The organism is Pseudochrobactrum asaccharolyticum (genome assembly GCF_003314995.1).
In the GTDB taxonomy this organism is placed as follows: Bacteria; Pseudomonadota; Alphaproteobacteria; order Rhizobiales; family Rhizobiaceae; genus Pseudochrobactrum; species Pseudochrobactrum asaccharolyticum.
In genome coordinates this window covers 519,098-536,022 of sequence record NZ_QNRH01000004.1, presented here as the reverse complement: position 1 = coordinate 536,022, position 16,925 = coordinate 519,098, and the positions used below count along the sequence as shown (strand labels likewise).

Sequence of the window (16,925 nt, the reverse complement as noted above, 5' to 3'; positions counted from 1 at the left end):
CGACACCTGACCGGTTTTTCTGAAACTGCTTTCAGAGACGGTAAGAACAGTTTTTAAGAATAGATTCTGACGGTCTCAAATACGGGATCAGCTCAGGTTCTGTGTAAAATCGCTCATCGCGCTTATCTTTTGCTGTTGCAAAATAGTATAAGACGGAGAGCTTCATATTCTCAGGGTCTTACTCAGAGGGGGAATATATCTTTCCCTTTTGAGCGAAAAACGCTAGACACGCCCTGATTAAACAACGATGCCTGCTGGTTCGGGCCTGATACAAGGATTATCAAATTGTCCTCAACATTTGACAAAGTAGCTGATATTATTGCTGAAACCAGCGAAATTGACCGCGCTTCCATCACTCCTGAAAGCCACACAATCGACGATCTGGGCATCGACAGCCTCGATTTCCTCGATATCGTTTTCGCGATTGATAAAGCTTTCGGCATCAAAATTCCTCTGGAACAGTGGACTCAGGAAGTTAACGAAGGCAAAGCTGATACCGAAGCTTACTTCGTTCTCAAGAATCTCTGCGCCAAAATCGACGAACTCGTCGCTGCCAAGCAGGCTTAATTTAAGTTAAATTGACGCGCAGTGTGGTAAAAAACCATGCCGCGCGTCTTTTTACAGGCAGTGGCTTATATAATTGTGATTACAATCACAAAACATTGATCGCCGCTTGATGCGGCTTTTGTCATTGATAAGTATGTTTCAGGGATAAATCTGTCCCTGTCATAATTACACCACTGTAAGATTCTGCCTTCGGGTAAGTTACGACCGGAAATCAAGCGAGCAGCTCATGCACAGCAAAAAAGTTCTCATCACCGGCATCGGCCTCATCACCTCTCTGGGTGAAGGTGTGGATGCCCATTGGTCTGCCCTCACATCAGCAGGGACGCAGCCGAAGCTCGATACAGAGAATTTCGCTCCTTACACAGTTCACCCGTTGGGCGAAGTTGACTGGTCTCAGCAAATTCCGAAGCGCTCCGACCAGCGCCAGATGGAAACATGGCAGCGTCTCGGCACCTATGCGGCAGGTCTTGCCCTGCAGGATGCCGGTATCAAAGAAAATGAAGCGCTTTGCTCGACGATGGATATGATTGTGAGCGCCGGTGGCGGCGAACGCGATATCAGCGTCGACACACAAATTCTCGATGCAGGCCGCGGCAACAATCAACCGGGTCTGATGCTCAACGAAAAGCTTTCCACAGAACTGCGTCCGACGCTGTTTCTGGCGCAGCTTTCCAATCTGCTTGCCGGTAATATTTCGATTGTTCATAAAGTTACCGGATCATCACGCACATTCATGGGTGAAGAAGGCTCCGGCATCTCCGCTGTGGAAACTGCAGCGGCCCGCATCCGTACCGGTCAGAGCACCCATGCGCTCGTTGGCGGTTCATACAATGCGGAACATTTCGACATGTTGCTCGGCCATGAGCTCGGCGGTTTCCTGAAGTCTGACGGCTGGGCTCCGGTCTGGGCACGTGAAGGCTCGCAGGGCGGTGGCATGATCACCGGTTCCGGCGGCATCTTCCTCGTTCTCGAAGAAGCAGAACATGCCAAAGCCCGTGGTGCCCGCGCCTATGGTGAGATTGCATCTATCTCCAGCGGCCAAATCCGTCGCGGCAAAGAAGACCTTACCGCAACTGTTTCCGCGTTGATTGAAGACAACAGTTTTGTTGTGTCTGGTGCATCCGGTGCCCATCAGCCGACAGCTGCAGAAAAGGCAGCTTTAAGCGCTAAAGGCGCCAGCTATCGTGGCGTATCCGGCCTGTTCGGCCATATGCGTGAAGCACAGTTCCCGCTGGCACTCGCACTCGCCGCGCTCAGCGTCTGGAAAGGCGAAGCTTTTGCTCCGCTTTCCGGTGATGAAACAGCACGCAGCGGTGCGCTTGACCGCGCCACAGCACTCACTGTCGGAGCCACCCGCTCCGAGGGTGCAGCCATTATTGTAAAAGCCTGATCGGAGGTCTCCATGTCAAAATTTACCGATCATCTCGGCCGCCCGTTGGTTGCCATTACCGGTGCCGGTGTTGTTTCCCCGCTGGGAACCGGCAAGGAAGATAACTGGAACGCCCTGACCGGCGGTCAGTCCGGTATTCACGAAATCAACCGCTTCCCGACCGAAAATCTCAAGACCCGCATTGCCGGTACAGTAGATTTCCTGCCGGAAAGCACAATCGGCGCATCTGCTCTGTCTGAAAAACTGGCACGTCTTGCCGGTGAAGAAGCCATTGCCCAGTCTGGTCTGTCGGTCACAGACTTCGGCGGCCCGCTGTTTCTGGCGGCGCCACCGGTTGAACTCGATTGGAAAAGCCGCTTTGCTCTGGATGCACTGGTGAAAAATCAGGGTGAACCAAGCTATCAGCTGCTGCTCGAAGCCTGCCGCAACAATCCACGTATGGACGAATTCAACACCACACAGTTTGGCTACATCGCCGAGCGTCTGGCAGATATTTTCGGTACACGCGGCCTGCCGGTGACGATGTCCACCGCTTGCGCATCGGGTGCGACCGCTATTCAGTCCGGCGTTGAAGCTATTCGCCGTGGTGAAAGCGACCGTGTTCTGGCCATTGGTACAGACGGTTCTGTTTCCGCTGAAGCGCTGATCCGCTTCTCGTTGCTCTCCGCTCTCTCCACGCAGAATGACCAGCCGCACAAGGCTTCCAAGCCTTTCAGCAAAGACCGTGACGGTTTTGCGATGGCTGAAGGTTCCGGCGCTCTGGTAATGGAATCGCTGGAAAGCGCCATTGCCCGCGGCGCAAAAATTCTCGGTATTCTCAAAGGCTGCGGCGAAAAAGCGGATGATTTCCACCGCACCCGTTCAAGCCCTGACGCTTCACCGGCTATTGCTACTGTGCGCGCAGCCTTGGATGATGCCGGTCTGACCATTGACGATATCAGCTATGTCAACGCGCATGGTACCTCAACCCCAGAAAACGACAAGATGGAGTATCACACTCTGTCCTCCGTCTTCGGTGAACGCATCAGCTCAATTCCGGTCTCTTCCAACAAGTCGATGATCGGTCATACACTGACGGCTGCCGGTGCAATTGAAGCCGTGTTCTCGCTGCTGACCATTCAGACAGGCACACTGCCGCCGACCATCAATTACGACAATCCTGATCCGGCTATCGCGCTCGACGTGGTGCCGAATGTGAAACGGGATGCCAATGTCACTGCCATTCTGTCGAACTCGTTCGGCTTTGGCGGTCAGAATGCCAGCCTCGTGGTTGCAGCGCATCAATAAGCGCGCAACTCCGTACAGGCACTCAAATTTAATAAGGATAGAACTCAAACATGCGCGCATTACAGCTCCTCGATGACCGCCGCTTGGAAATCACCGACATTCCGGCTCCTGAAAAGCCGGGCTTTGGTGAAGTTACCGTCAATATCAAAGCGGTTGCCCTCAACCATATCGACGTATGGGGCTGGCGCGGCATGGCTTTTGCCAAACGCAAAATGCCGCTGGTGATCGGCGCGGAAGCATCGGGCGTCGTCACCGCAATCGGTGAAGGCGTATCCAATGTGCTGCCGGGTCAGCTGGTGTCGATCTACGGCGCCCGCACCTGTGGTCTGTGTAAAGCCTGTCGCGAAGGCCGCGACAATCTTTGCGAACATGTTTCCGGCGTTCATGGTTTCCACCTTGACGGTTTCGCCTGTGAAGCTGTTAATCTGCCTGCACGTCTGCTGGTCGCAGCACCTCCGGGTGTTGATGCAATCGGTGCGGCTGTTGCTCCGGTAACTTTTGGTACCGTAGAACACATGCTCTTCGACAATGCCAAACTGCAGCCGGGTGAAAGCATCCTCATTCAGGCCGGTGGCTCTGGTATTGGTACCGCTGCTATTCAGCTGGCCAAGAGAATGGGTTGCACCGTCTACACCACTGTCGGCTCCAACGATAAAATCGAAAAAGCGAAAGCCCTCGGTGCAGATCATGTGATCAACTACCGCGAAGACCGCTTTGAAGGCGTAATGCGTAAGCTCACCAAGAAAAAAGGCGTCGACGTGGTATTCGAGCATGTTGGTGCGGATACATGGGCTGGCTCGATGCTGTCGCTGAAGTGCGGCGGCCGTCTGGTCACTTGCGGTTCTACCTCCGGTGTTTCAACAAACATGAACCTGATGATGCTGTTCCAGCAGCAGCTCAAACTGCTCGGCTCCTTCGGTTGCCGCATGGAAAACATGGCCGATGCCATGCAGAAAATGGCGCAGGGTCAGGTCTCTCCGGTGATTGATACTGTGGTTGGTTTTGATCAGATCGACACTGTTTTGAAGCGCATGGAAAGCCGTGACGTCTTCGGAAAAATCATTCTGACAATTGACTGATCTTCAGTTTATCAATGCGGATTATCTTGCAGCGCCCTGTGTTTTGATGCACAGGACGCTGTAACTTTTTAAAGCGAAAGCTCTCTTGATGTTCAAACTGAAACTCCTTGCGTTCAAATATTGGCAGAAGCTGAAAATTGCCAATTACTGGCTGTGGGCGCAGGCAGTCTTCATTCTGCTGGCATTTTTACGTTTACTGCCTGCCAAAGCCGCTATCCGTTTTTCCGCGTGGGTTGCCCGCAAAATCGGCCCGCTGTCGTCGCGTCATAAAGTGGCAACACGCAATCTCGCCAATGCCTATCCGGAAAAATCTCCTCAGGAGATTGAGGAAATCGCGCTGGAAATGTGGGACAGCATGGCGCGCCTGCTGGCTGAATATGTGTTTCTCGATGCGATCTTCGACTTTGATCCGGACGCGAAAGAAAAAGGTCTGATCGAAGTCGAGGGCGAAGAGATTTTCCGTCGCCTGCTCGATGAGAAAAAGCCGCATATTTTCTTCACCGCCCATACCGGTAATTTTGAATTGCTGCCGATTTGCGCGGCAACTTTCGGTCTCAATGTTACAGCTCTCTTCCGCCCGCCGAATAATCCGTTTATCGCCCGCAAAGTGCTGAAAGCCCGCCGTACCAATATGGGGCATCTGGTGCCGTCCAAAGCCGGTGCTGCATGGTCGCTCGCTGCGGTGCTCGGTCAGGATGACAATGTGGGCATGCTGGTTGACCAGAAATTCGCCCGAGGCGTGCCAAGCACATTCTTCAATCAGCCGGTTAAGACCAATCCGCTTTTGGCCAAACTCGCCCGTCAATATGATTGCGATGTGTATCCGGCCCGTTGTATCCGCCTGCCCGGCGGTCGCTATCGTCTGGAGTTGTCGGAACGCATGGAATTACCACGCGATGCAAGCGGTCAGGTTGATATTGCCGCCACAGCTCAATTGCTCAATGATACAGTTGAGGGCTGGGTGCGCGAATATCCGGGTCAATGGATGTGGTTCCACAAACGCTGGGGCTAATCTGTGCTGTTTTAACAGGCGCGGCTTCACGTAAACTTGTATGCTGACGCCGGACATGCTAACCGCCTGCAAACGGAACAGAGCCTCGCTCAAGGCTTAGAAACAAGGATCTCCTCATGTCCCGCCCGATTATCATTGCACCTTCTATTCTCGCCTCTGACTTTTCCAAGCTTGGTCAGGAAATCAAAGATGTTGTGACCGCCGGTGCGGACTGGATTCATATTGATGTGATGGACGGCCATTTCGTACCGAACATCACTTTCGGTCCGGACGTGGTAAAGGCAATCCGCCCGCATACAGATGCTTTCTTTGATACGCATCTGATGATTGCACCCGCTGACCCTTATCTGGAAGCATTTGCCAAAGCCGGTTCAGACCAGATCACAGTTCATGCAGAAGCAGGCCCCCACCTGCATCGCTCACTGCAAGCAATCAAAGGTCTTGGCAAAAAAACCGGTGTTGCAATCAATCCTGCAACATCTGCCTCCTGTCTTGAATATATCCTTGATGATATTGATCTCATTCTGGTTATGACAATCAATCCGGGTTTTGGCGGACAAAAGCTTATCCCTTCAATTATTGAAAAGATCAAAGCCGTTCGTGCCATGATCGGTGAGCGTCCAATTGATATTCAGGTAGACGGCGGCGTGACGGTTGAGACGATCGGTTCCCTTGCCAAAGCAGGTGCAAACTCTTTCGTCGCCGGTACCGCTATCTACAAAGCAGGCAATGTTGATGGTTACCGCACCAATATAGACGCCTTGCGCAAAGCTGCCGAACAAGGCCGCGCTTAATTGAATTCTGACAGGCGGATAGCAATATCCGCCTGAAATTTTTAAAACGACCGGTTCACCGGTTCTCCCGTCTAATACACTTTAGGAAACGCACATGATCCCGCGCTATTCCCGCCCTGAAATGGTTGCCATCTGGTCGCCGGAAACCAAGTTCCGCATCTGGTTTGAGATTGAAGCTCACGCCTGTGATGCGCTGGCTGAAATCGGCGTTATCCCGAAAGAATCCGCAAAAACCATTTGGGAAAAAGGCGGCGCGGCTAAGTTTGATGTTGCCCGTATTGATGAGATCGAAGCCGTCACCAAACATGACGTCATCGCATTCCTCACCCATCTGGCCGAATTTGTTGGTCCTGACAGCCGTTTCATCCATCAGGGCATGACTTCGTCGGACGTTCTCGACACCTGCTTCAACGTACAGCTGATGCGCGCAAGCGATCTGTTGCTCGCCGATCTCGACAAACTGCTGGCAGCGCTGAAAACCCGCGCTTACGAGCATAAAGACACCATCACCATCGGCCGCAGCCATGGTATCCACGCTGAACCGATCACTTTCGGCGTTAAAATGGCACTGGCCTATGCAGAATTCGAACGCTGCCGCGCCCGTCTGGTTGCAGCCCGTGAAGAAATCGCAACCTGCGCCATCTCCGGTGCGGTCGGCACATTCGCCAATATTGACCCGCGCGTTGAAGAACATGTTGCCAAGTCGCTCGGCATGAAAGCCGAACCGGTTTCCACACAGGTTATCCCGCGCGACCGTCATGCGATGTATTTCTCGGTTCTGGCGGTTATCGCTTCTTCGGTTGAGCGTCTGGCTGTTGAAATTCGTCATCTGCAGCGCACAGAGGTGCTGGAAGCGGAAGAGTATTTCTCACCGGGTCAGAAGGGTTCATCGGCAATGCCGCATAAGCGCAATCCTGTGCTGACAGAAAACCTGACCGGTCTTGCCCGCATGGTTCGCTCCATGGCGCTACCTGCAATGGAAAACGTGGCTCTGTGGCATGAGCGCGATATTTCGCACTCCTCCGTTGAGCGCATGATCGGCCCTGATGCAACGATCACGCTCGACTTCGCCCTCGCCCGCCTGACCGGCGTGATCGAAAAGCTGCTTGTTTATCCTGAAAACATGATGAACAACCTGAACAAGTTCCGTGGTCTGGTGCATTCGCAGCGCGTGCTGCTGGCTCTCACGCAGGCTGGTGTATCCCGTGAAGATTCCTACCGCCTAGTTCAGCGCAATGCGATGAAGGTATGGGAACAGGGCAAAGACTTCCTCGAAGAACTGCTGGCCGATGCGGAAGTCCGCGCAGCACTCTCCGAAGAGCAGATCCGCGAGAAGTTCGACCTCGGCTATCATACCAAACACGTTGATACGATTTTCAACCGCGTGTTTAACACGCAAGTGAAATAATCCCGTGTTTAACATGCAAAAATAGAAATGCGTGTTTAAGTAAGATTACGCGTTTTAAACCAATAAAAAAGCCCCGTCTGAAGTTTCAGGCGGGGCTTTTGTCTTATACTTTATTGATGCGGATCTCATTCCCCCACGGATCATCAACAACACGGGTTTTCACGTCCCGCGTATCATTGATCTGCACAAAAGACAGACCGCTGCGATCAAGATCACGTTTGCCAGCACTATTACTCTGCCAGATATTATTGGCAATGTGGTGATGATAGCCGCCGGAAGACAGAAACACAGCTTTTGATCCGTATTTTGCGACTGTGTCGAATGCCAGTTCATCATGCCACCAGTCATCCGCGGGCTGAATTTGCCCGACACGCAGATGCACATGACCGACAACTGTGCCTTCCGGTGCTTTTGTCCATTCAGACGGCGCATTGTTAAGCTCCTGCAAAAGACCATTCACGTCCATTGCATCAGTTACCATATGCACCTGATCGCCGTTCCACTGCCATGTATCCGGCGCACGATCGGTATAAATCTCAATACCATTGCCATCCGGATCAGTCAGGTAAACGGCTTCACTCACCGCATGGTCGGATGCACCGGCAACCGGCAGCTGTTTATCAATTGCGCGTCTGATCCAGCGCGCCAGATCAGCACGTTCCGGTAGCAAAAATGCGGTATGAAACAGACCGGCACTGCGCGGATCATCCTGTTTCAGTGCCGAAGATTGTTCAATTTCCAGCAATTCCCGTCCGCCTGCGCCAAGAACAATCGAAGAGCCGCGACGTGCCATTTCACGCAGGCCGACAATTTCCTCGTAGTATTGCGCCAGCGTTTCAGCATCACGCGATTTCAGACCGACACGTTCAACATAGGCAGGACGTGTAACTGCAAACGGTAATTTGCTCATAATTCTTATTCCTATTCCTGTAGCCGCATCAAATTTGCCGGCAATAACAGGGTAGCGGTTACTTTCAGATAACCTATAAATCGCGCGTCGCCAGATAAGTTGCAATACATAGAGCTGCAAACACGCTGTTCATATTTTAAGATACAATGGCCGAATTAAACACAAAACTGTCCACGGAGAATAAACAGTCTGCACATGGTCTTTAAATCAGCACCCTGAAGAATAATATGAAAGACAACAAAAATTGCGCCTTCTCTACAACTGAGATGCGCAGAACCAATATTGAATAAACGCTTCAGGCAGAGTAAATCAGGCATATGAAAGTTAAAGACGCAGATATCCTCATCATCCCCGGTTACACCAATTCCGGCCCTGACCACTGGCAGACACGCTGGGAGCATAAACTCTCCACCGCCCGCCGTGTGCAGCAGGCTGAATGGTCAAAACCTGTTCGCGAAGACTGGGTTGCCTCCCTCATCAAGCATGTTGAGGAAGCCACCAAGCCGGTCGTGCTGGTCGCGCATTCGCTGGGTGTGCCAACAGCTGTGCATGCTATTCCGCATATTAAAGACAAGGTTGTCGGTGGCTTTTTCGTTGCTCCGCCGGATGTACTGGATGAAACCATCCGCCCGAAACACCTGATGACTTTCGGCCCCTATCCGCGTGAGCGTCTGCCTTTTCCGGCCATTACCATTGCCAGCCGCAACGATCCGTTCTCGAAATTTGAGTCGGCGGAAGATATTGCAGCGGCTTGGGGTTCACTGCTGATTGATGCCGGTGAAGCCGGACATATCAATGCAGAATCCGGACACGGCCCTTGGCCGGAAGGCACCATGGTCTTCACACAGTTTTTGTCCAAACTCTGAAACAAAAAAGCCGTTCATACTCTGAACGGCTTTTTTATTATCTCGTCACTCATCCCACGCTTTCAGCATCGCTGCCGCACCTGCAACCAGATAGCCGCTATCAGATGCAAGGGTAATAAAGCGATAGCCCAAGGCGTGATAGCGTTTGGCAAAAGCACTGTTGGGAGCATAAATACCAGCCAGCTTATTATGCGCTGCGGCGCGTCGGGCAATATGCGTGAGCGGCTCGACAATATCTTCCGAATGTGGATTGGCTTCTAAACCATTGCTCCATGCGATTGAGAAATCCGCAGGCCCGACAAACACGCCATCAATACCGTCAACAGCGAGAATCGCATCCAGAGCTTCATAGGCTGCTCGGGTCTCAATCATGGCAAAGCTCAGTGTCTGCTGATTGGCAGCGGTCAGATAAGCATTCGATCCGGGCTGACCGTATCCGTCTCTGCCGCGCAGAGGCCCCCATGAGCGCTCACCAAGCGGCGGATATTTCATAGCACCGGCAAATGCTTTTGCCTCTTCTGCTGAATTAATCATCGGTGCAATCACGGCATGAGCACCAAAATCCAGAGCGCGGCTGGCCGTATCGAACCGGCCGACCGGTATGCGCACAATCACTGGCTTTCCCGATGCTTTGACGGTACCGATCCCCTGACAAATCCCCTGCTCTGTATGGGAACCATGCTGCATATCCAGCGTGATTGCATCAAAACCCAGCGCGCTGATGCTTTCCAGCAAGAGCGGGTCAGAAATTGTACTCCACGCGGAGCGGATGGTTTCGCCAGAGCGCAAACGCTCAGCCAGAGAAAGTGATGTTGTCATGAATGCACCTTGTATGTGTCTTATATTTCAGATCGTTCCCGAAACCCGATCTTAAAGCGCAATAAAAACAACGTCCATGCCTTCCTGTTCATTGCCAAATAAAAAACCGCACGGAATGTTCCGTGCGGCTTGTCAAAGATTCTATGCAGGCTGCTTATTCAGCGCTGACCTGTTTTGCTGCTTCTTCAAGGAAATTCAGCAATTGCAGACGCAGTTCATCATCGCTCACATTGACAGATGCCGCGCTGAAATCACCGGAAACCTTACGGATAACGTCTTCATCGCCGGCCTCTTCAAAGTCTGCACGCACGACTTCTGTCGCATAAGCTTGTGCGTCTGCACCGGTTTTACCGAGTTTTTCTGCAGCCCAGAGACCGAGCAACTTGTTGCGTCGTGCAATCGCACGGAAACGCAAATCTTCGTCATGGGCAAATTTATTCTCGAAAGTATTACGACGTTCGTCCATTCCGCTCATAAGATCCCTCACATAACAGTTATTTTGGCCGATCATGGCTGCAGTTTTAGCTTTTGTCAGCAGCAAAATCACACCAAAGTGTATTAGTACATCAGGCATATAGGGTTGACACAATGGCACAACCAGAGGCCACGCACAGAAAAAGCATAAAACAATCGCTGAAAAACAACATCGCGGCATAAAGGATGATTGTTTAAATGCATCATTTGCGCTAGGGAACGCAGACATTGCGGCTGCAGTGGCCGCTTCCTGAAACATCGGGATGAGACGGGACGTCTCAAAACGGTCTCAGCAAACCCCAGAGGTTCCTAAACCCCATGAATCGACGCCGCCGTATTTACGAAGGCAAGGCCAAGATCCTTTACGAAGGACCGGAGCCAGGCACTCTCATTCAGTTTTTCAAAGATGACGCCACCGCTTTCAATGCTAAGAAGCATGAAGTGATTGATGGCAAGGGAGTGCTGAACAATCGCATCTCCGAATACATCTTTACACAGTTGAACAAGATCGGCATTCCGACCCACTTCATCCGCCGCGTCAACATGCGCGAGCAGCTGATTAAAGAAGTCGAAATCATTCCGCTTGAAGTTGTCGTGCGCAATGTTGCTGCCGGCTCGCTTGCCAAGCGTCTGGGGATTGAAGAAGGCACCGTTCTGCCGCGTTCAATCATTGAATTTTATTACAAAGCCGATGCGCTCGATGACCCGATGGTCTCTGAAGAGCACATCACTGCATTTGGCTGGGCCAGCCCTGCGGAGCTCGATGATATTATGGCACTTGCCATTCGTATCAACGACTTCCTCACCGGTCTGTTCCTCGGCGTCGGCATTCAGCTGGTCGATTTCAAAATCGAATGCGGCCGTCTGTTCGAAGGCGACATGATGCGCGTGGTTCTGGCCGATGAAATTTCGCCGGACTCAGCTCGCCTCTGGGACGTTGCGACCAATGAGAAAATGGATAAAGACCGTTTCCGCCGCGATATGGGTGGTCTGGTTGAAGCCTATCAAGAAGTGGCACGTCGTCTCGGCATTATGAACGAGAACGAGCCGCCGCGTCCTTCCGGCCCGACACTGGTCAAGTAAGTCAATTTCAGCCCGGGAAGTCTGCCGCTTTCCGGGCTGTGTGTTTCAGGCAGTATCTCAACCGGATACTGCACATTTCCTCTTCTAAAATACAGGATAACAAAGTGATTAAGGCACGCGTCACCGTCACACTGAAAAACGGCGTTCTTGACCCTCAGGGTAAAGCTATTGTCGGCGCTCTCGGCAGCCTCGGCTTTGATGGCGTCAACTCTGTCCGTCAGGGCAAGGTTTTTGATGTTGTTCTTGAGACCACAGACAAAGCACAGGCTGAAACAGAGCTGAAAGCTATGTGCGAAAAGCTTCTCGCCAATACGGTTATCGAAGATTACAGCTTCGACATCGCCTGATCTCTTTATTTTGGCGTTAATAAGCGCCATATTTTAAAGAGATATTGCAGCAGTTCAGGGCAGAATGCCTTACCGCTTTTGCCTGAAATGCGTTGGATTTAAAGAGAGTAATCTGCATTATGAAATCAGCAGTTATCCTTCTTCCGGGTCTGAACCGCGACCGCGATATGATCGCCGCGCTGACCAAAATCGGTGGCAAGGCTCCGCAGACCGTGTGGCAGACCGATACCGAAATTCCTGATGTTGACCTGATCGTCATTCCGGGCGGCTTTTCCTATGGCGACTATCTGCGCTGCGGCGCGATTGCTGCCCGTATGCCGGTTATGCAGGCTCTGCGCAAAAAAGCGGAAGCCGGTGTGCGCGTGATTGGCGTCTGCAACGGCTTCCAGATTCTGCTTGAAGCTGGCTTGCTGCCGGGTGCGCTGATGCGCAACACTTCGCTGAAGTTTGTCTGCCGTGAAGTGAAGCTCGAAGTTGCCAACAATCAGAGCATTTTCACCCGCGGTTACGAACAAGGCCAGATCATCCGCTGCCCTGTTGCCCATCATGACGGCAACTATTTTGCGGAAAGCGATGTTCTGAAGTCCATTGAAGACAATGGTCAGGTTGTATTCCGTTATGCGGAAGGCACCAATCCGAATGGCTCGATGAATGACATTGCAGGCATTACCAATGCTGCAGGCAATGTGCTTGGCATGATGCCGCATCCGGAAAACCTGATCGAACAGGCGCATGGCGGCACTGACGGCCGTGCATTATTTGCATCCGCTCTGGATCGCCTTGCATCGTAGAATGAAACTTGCCCGCTTGCAGCATTAATGCTGCGCGGGCATTTTCTGCATGACATGACAACAGCATAACGGGAGGAAGTACTATGAAGCTCTATAATAAGCCTTTATCACCTTACTGCGCCTTTATCCGCATTATTGCTGAGGTCAAAGACCTGCCGCTAAAACTGGTCGACGCACCTGCGGGACCACCGCTGCCGGAAGAGTTTCGGGAAATTTCACCGATGCGCCGTATTCCGGTTCTGATCACCGGCTCGGGCGAAACCCTGTTTGAAGCTTCCGTTATTGCTGAATATCTGGAAGAGCGTTTTCCTGAAAAACCGATGCTGCCTGCCGATCCGAAAGACCGTGCACAGATTCGCATCATCATGCGCCTGCTCGATCTGGATGTGCTGCCGTCGATCATTCCGGTTTTGCTGGCTGGCCCTGCCAATCCGTTTCCTGCTGAAAAAACCGCCAAGATTTTCGACCACGTACGTCATGCACTGAAAACCGTTGAAGACCGTATTTCTTCAGGCCCTTATGCGCTTGGTGAACAGGTTACTCTGGCCGATGCATGGCTGGCACCTACCCGTTATCTGCTGGAAAGTCTGCGTCGCTTCCCGAGCTTTGAAGCTATTCTGGAAGATTGCCCGAAGATTGAAGGCTATCAGACCAATGCACAGGGCATTCCGGAAATCGCATCCGTACTAGGTGAAATGCACGACGCCAGAAAAGCGATAGCGAAAGCTGCAAGCTGATCAAACCAATCCGCAGAGCCTGCTCAAGACAGTCAGGCTCTGCCCAACTATAATTCTCATATCATTCCTCTGCGGAGCTTAGTCTTTAATGAAATTGGCGCATGGTATTGTAATGGCTTTGTCCGCAGTTGCTTTAAGCGGATGTCTCGCGTCTAAAAAAGCACCGCCTCCGGCAACAGGTAATGTTAGTCATACAGCCTTGGCAACCATGGAACGCGTGGCGCTTGGTGCTAAGCAATGCTGGTTTAAATCCGGCGATTCTGAGTTTCGTCAATATACCCTTGCACCGGAACTGGTTTCCTATACCGGCCGCCCGCGTATTCTCGTAGTTCCGGCAAAGAACCCGAATGACCGGCCTTTGCTGGTTGTGCAGGCAGAAGGCAATCCGGGACGTATGGAGCGTTTCGGCCCGTTAATGCAAAGTCCGCTTGCGGAACGCATCGAGCGCGATACAGCGCGCTGGGCGTCCGGCCAGCGAAGCTGCTAACGAAAACAAAGTCAGCGAAGCTGCTAATATTTTAAATAAGCATCACACCAATCACATATCCGAGCTCCGGCTCATAGATCAAAGAAGACAGCGACACCGATATGGACAGCAAAAAGTCAATCCGTAATGATTACCCGATCACACCGGAACTGATTGCCGCACACGGCCTCAAGCCCGATGAATACCAGCGCATTCTTGACCTGATCGGTCGTGAGCCAAGCTTTACGGAGCTGGGTATTTTCTCGGCAATGTGGAACGAGCATTGCTCGTATAAATCCTCCAAAAAATGGCTGCGCACGCTGCCAACAACCGGCCCGCGCGTTATTCAGGGTCCGGGTGAAAATGCCGGTGTTGTCGATATTGATGACGGCGATTGCGTTGTTTTCAAAATGGAAAGTCACAACCACCCGTCTTACATCGAGCCTTATCAGGGCGCGGCAACCGGCGTTGGCGGCATCCTGCGTGACGTGTTCACCATGGGCGCCCGTCCTGTTGCGGCCATGAATGCACTGCGTTTTGGTGCACCTGAGCATCCAAAAACCCGCCACCTCGTTTCCGGTGTTGTCTCCGGCGTTGGCGGTTACGGCAATGCATTCGGCGTGCCGACTGTTGGCGGTGAAGTGGAATTCGACGCCCGTTATAACGGCAACATCCTCGTCAATGCTTTTGCAGCCGGTCTCGCAAAATCCGATGCGATTTTCTATTCCAAAGCGGAAGGTGTTGGCCTGCCGGTCGTTTATCTCGGCGCTAAAACCGGTCGTGACGGTGTTGGCGGTGCGACAATGGCATCGGCTGAATTTGATGAATCGATCGATGAAAAGCGCCCGACCGTTCAGGTTGGTGATCCGTTCACTGAAAAATGCCTGCTTGAAGCCTGCCTTGAGCTGATGGCTTCCGGTGCGGTTATCGCCATTCAGGATATGGGCGCTGCCGGTCTCACCTGCTCCGCCGTTGAAATGGGCGCCAAAGGCGATCTAGGCATTGAACTGAACCTCGACACTGTACCGGTGCGCGAAGAGCAGATGTCTGCCTATGAAATGATGCTCTCGGAAAGTCAGGAACGCATGCTGATGGTGCTGCGTCCTGAACAAGAAGCAGAAGCACAGGCGATCTTCAAAAAATGGGGCCTGGATTTTGCAATCGTTGGTAAAACCACTGACGACCTGCGTTTCCGCGTCTTCCATCAGGGTGAACAGGTTGCCGATCTGCCGATTAAAGAACTCGGTGATGAGGCTCCGGAATATGATCGTCCGTGGACACCGGCTGTTGCGCCAAAAGCGCTTGCTGCCGATGATGTACCTTCTGCCGATATTGCAGACAGCCTGATCAAGCTGCTCAACTCCGCCAATGGTTCATCCCGCCGCTGGGTCTATGAACAATATGACACGCTGATTCAGGGGAACTCCCTGCAATTGCCGGGTGGCGATGCCGGTGTGATCCGCGTTGACGGCCATGAAACCAAAGCTCTGGCTTTCTCGTCCGATGTAACACCGCGTTATGTAGAAGCAGATCCGTTTGAAGGCGGCAAGCAGGCTGTTGCCGAATGCTGGCGCAACCTGACAGCAACCGGTGCAACACCGCTTGCTTCAACCGACAACCTCAATTTCGGCAATCCTGAGCGTCCTGAGATCATGAGTCAGCTGGTTCATGCGATCAAGGGTATCGGCGAAGCCTGCCGCGTGCTGGAATTCCCGATCGTTTCCGGTAACGTCTCGCTCTACAACGAAACCAATGGTCAGGGCATTCTGCCAACACCGACAATCGGCGGCGTTGGTCTGATCAAAGACTGGTCGAAAATGGCACGCATCCGTTTTGCGGGTGAAGGCGAAGCCATTCTGCTCGCCGGCGCACCGGAAGGCTGGGGCACACATATTGCACAGTCTGCCTATATGCGTGACGTTCACAACCGCATCGACGGCCCTGCTCCCCATGTTGATCTGGCGCATGAAAAAGCGACCGGTGACTTCGTTCGCGGTCTGATCGAAGATGGTCTGGTGACAGCTGTTCACGATTGCTCATCGGGTGGTCTGGCGCAGGCAGTTGCTGAAATGGCCATCAAAGGCGAAATCGGCGCAACCATCAATGAACCAGCGGCACATAATCCGGTTCTCTCTTTCTTCGGTGAAGATCAGGGACGCTATGTCCTGACAGTGACCGAAGGCAATCTGTCGCAGGTACAGAGCCGCGCAGAAAAAGCCGGTATTTCAACACCTTTGATCGGTCGTACCGGCGGTAAATCTGTTATTCTCGGTTCAGCAAAGCCTGTATCTGTTGAACAGTTGCATCAGGCCTATGAATCATGGTTCCCTGACTATATGAACGGCGAAATCTAATACTAAATTTTAGTACCCGTTAATAACGGAGCCTGCGTCTTGAAACACCGAGACGCAGGCTCCAATTTAAATACGTATCCCCAAACGGTAAAACCATTTTGGACAAGATACGCGCTCAAACAAAAACAGAGCGGGCGCGGCTGAACACATTGACCGCGATACGCTCTGATCAGAAAAAATGCTCTCGGAGGATTTTAATATGGCTATGGCACCTGGTGATATTGAAGACATGATCAAGGCAGGCATTCCCGGCGCTGTTGTCAGCATCCGCGACCTTGCCGGAGACGGTGATCATTACGCTGCCGAAGTCGTAGCGGAAGCCTTTCGCGGTAAGACCCGCGTTCAGCAGCATCAGATGGTTTATGACGCGCTCGGCGGCAATATGGGCGGCGTTTTGCACGCACTCGCTCTGCAGACCCGCGCACCGGAATAAGAAAACTGCTTCGCGTTCTGGAAAATCACTTCCGTTTCGTTCATAAAGCAGTAAAATCTAAGACAAATTTACTTCAAGTCTAAACCGGCGGAATTTGTCCCGCCGGTA

General features: G+C 52.3%; 18 protein-coding genes. 15 read left to right on the top strand and 3 right to left on the bottom strand.

Annotation, left to right across the window (positions count from 1 at the left end; translation table 11 throughout):
* The first annotated feature begins 285 nt into the window (after positions 1–285).
* The 7 genes from DFR47_RS13700 (at position 286) to purB (ending at position 7,537) form a co-directional block, all read left to right on the top strand.
* Positions 286–567 (top strand): acyl carrier protein, encoded by a 282-nt coding sequence (locus DFR47_RS13700; RefSeq protein ID WP_113944948.1) that lies wholly within the window; start codon positions 286–288, stop codon positions 565–567.
* Positions 568–793: 226 nt separating this feature from the next.
* Positions 794–1,957 (top strand): beta-ketoacyl-ACP synthase, encoded by a 1,164-nt coding sequence (locus tag DFR47_RS13695; protein ID WP_113944947.1) that lies wholly within the window; start codon positions 794–796, stop codon positions 1,955–1,957.
* A gap of 12 nt (positions 1,958–1,969) precedes the next feature.
* The gene (locus tag DFR47_RS13690; protein ID WP_113944946.1) at positions 1,970–3,244 is read left to right on the top strand and encodes a beta-ketoacyl-ACP synthase; all 1,275 of its coding nucleotides are present in this window, start codon (positions 1,970–1,972) and stop codon (positions 3,242–3,244) included.
* A 50-nt stretch (positions 3,245–3,294) separates the two neighbouring features.
* Positions 3,295–4,323: a zinc-binding dehydrogenase gene (locus DFR47_RS13685; protein WP_113944945.1), complete on the top strand. Its 1,029-nt coding sequence runs from the start codon at positions 3,295–3,297 to the stop codon at positions 4,321–4,323.
* Positions 4,324–4,408: 85 nt separating this feature from the next.
* Entirely contained in the window at positions 4,409–5,335 is a 927-nt protein-coding gene (locus DFR47_RS13680) for a lipid A biosynthesis lauroyl acyltransferase (RefSeq protein WP_113944944.1), read from the top strand.
* Positions 5,336–5,451: 116 nt separating this feature from the next.
* On the top strand, positions 5,452–6,129 hold the full coding sequence (gene rpe, locus DFR47_RS13675; protein ID WP_113944943.1) for a ribulose-phosphate 3-epimerase: 678 nt from the start codon (positions 5,452–5,454) through the stop codon (positions 6,127–6,129).
* A 94-nt stretch (positions 6,130–6,223) separates the two neighbouring features.
* The gene (gene purB / locus DFR47_RS13670; RefSeq protein WP_113944942.1) at positions 6,224–7,537 is read left to right on the top strand and encodes an adenylosuccinate lyase; all 1,314 of its coding nucleotides are present in this window, start codon (positions 6,224–6,226) and stop codon (positions 7,535–7,537) included.
* Positions 7,538–7,640: 103 nt separating this feature from the next.
* On the opposite strand, the gene DFR47_RS13665 is transcribed toward purB, so the two are convergent.
* On the bottom strand, positions 7,641–8,447 hold the full coding sequence (locus tag DFR47_RS13665; RefSeq protein ID WP_113944941.1) for a VOC family protein: 807 nt from the start codon (positions 8,445–8,447) through the stop codon (positions 7,641–7,643).
* A gap of 317 nt (positions 8,448–8,764) precedes the next feature.
* Between DFR47_RS13665 and DFR47_RS13660 the strand changes: the two genes are divergently transcribed.
* Positions 8,765–9,313: an alpha/beta hydrolase gene (locus tag DFR47_RS13660; RefSeq protein WP_113944940.1), complete on the top strand. Its 549-nt coding sequence runs from the start codon at positions 8,765–8,767 to the stop codon at positions 9,311–9,313.
* A gap of 45 nt (positions 9,314–9,358) precedes the next feature.
* Here DFR47_RS13660 and DFR47_RS13655 read toward each other — a convergent pair whose 3' ends face one another.
* Both DFR47_RS13655 and DFR47_RS13650 read right to left on the bottom strand, forming a co-directional pair.
* The gene (locus DFR47_RS13655) at positions 9,359–10,132 is read right to left on the bottom strand and encodes an HpcH/HpaI aldolase family protein (RefSeq protein ID WP_113944939.1); all 774 of its coding nucleotides are present in this window, start codon (positions 10,130–10,132) and stop codon (positions 9,359–9,361) included.
* 154 nt (positions 10,133–10,286) lie between these two features.
* Positions 10,287–10,607 carry a DUF1476 domain-containing protein gene (locus DFR47_RS13650; RefSeq protein WP_113945022.1) on the bottom strand — a complete coding sequence of 107 codons (321 nt, stop codon included), beginning with the start codon at positions 10,605–10,607 and terminating at the stop codon, positions 10,287–10,289.
* Positions 10,608–10,924: 317 nt separating this feature from the next.
* On the opposite strand from DFR47_RS13650, the gene purC reads away from it, so the two are divergent.
* The 7 genes from purC to DFR47_RS13615 all read left to right on the top strand — a co-directional run bounded on the left by purC (position 10,925) and on the right by DFR47_RS13615 (position 16,817).
* Positions 10,925–11,689: a phosphoribosylaminoimidazolesuccinocarboxamide synthase gene (gene purC, locus DFR47_RS13645; protein ID WP_113944938.1), complete on the top strand. Its 765-nt coding sequence runs from the start codon at positions 10,925–10,927 to the stop codon at positions 11,687–11,689.
* Between the two features lie 104 nt (positions 11,690–11,793).
* On the top strand, positions 11,794–12,036 hold the full coding sequence (gene purS / locus DFR47_RS13640) for a phosphoribosylformylglycinamidine synthase subunit PurS (RefSeq protein WP_113944937.1): 243 nt from the start codon (positions 11,794–11,796) through the stop codon (positions 12,034–12,036).
* 119 nt (positions 12,037–12,155) lie between these two features.
* The gene (gene purQ / locus DFR47_RS13635; RefSeq protein WP_113944936.1) at positions 12,156–12,827 is read left to right on the top strand and encodes a phosphoribosylformylglycinamidine synthase subunit PurQ; all 672 of its coding nucleotides are present in this window, start codon (positions 12,156–12,158) and stop codon (positions 12,825–12,827) included.
* An 83-nt stretch (positions 12,828–12,910) separates the two neighbouring features.
* The gene (locus tag DFR47_RS13630) at positions 12,911–13,564 is read left to right on the top strand and encodes a glutathione S-transferase family protein (protein ID WP_113944935.1); all 654 of its coding nucleotides are present in this window, start codon (positions 12,911–12,913) and stop codon (positions 13,562–13,564) included.
* 88 nt (positions 13,565–13,652) lie between these two features.
* Positions 13,653–14,051, top strand: a complete 399-nt coding sequence (locus tag DFR47_RS13625) for a hypothetical protein (protein WP_113944934.1) — start codon at positions 13,653–13,655, stop codon at positions 14,049–14,051.
* A gap of 101 nt (positions 14,052–14,152) precedes the next feature.
* Entirely contained in the window at positions 14,153–16,384 is a 2,232-nt protein-coding gene (gene purL / locus DFR47_RS13620; RefSeq protein WP_113944933.1) for a phosphoribosylformylglycinamidine synthase subunit PurL, read from the top strand.
* Between the two features lie 199 nt (positions 16,385–16,583).
* Positions 16,584–16,817 (top strand): BolA/IbaG family iron-sulfur metabolism protein, encoded by a 234-nt coding sequence (locus DFR47_RS13615; RefSeq protein WP_022711527.1) that lies wholly within the window; start codon positions 16,584–16,586, stop codon positions 16,815–16,817.
* Positions 16,818–16,925: the final 108 nt, after the last annotated feature.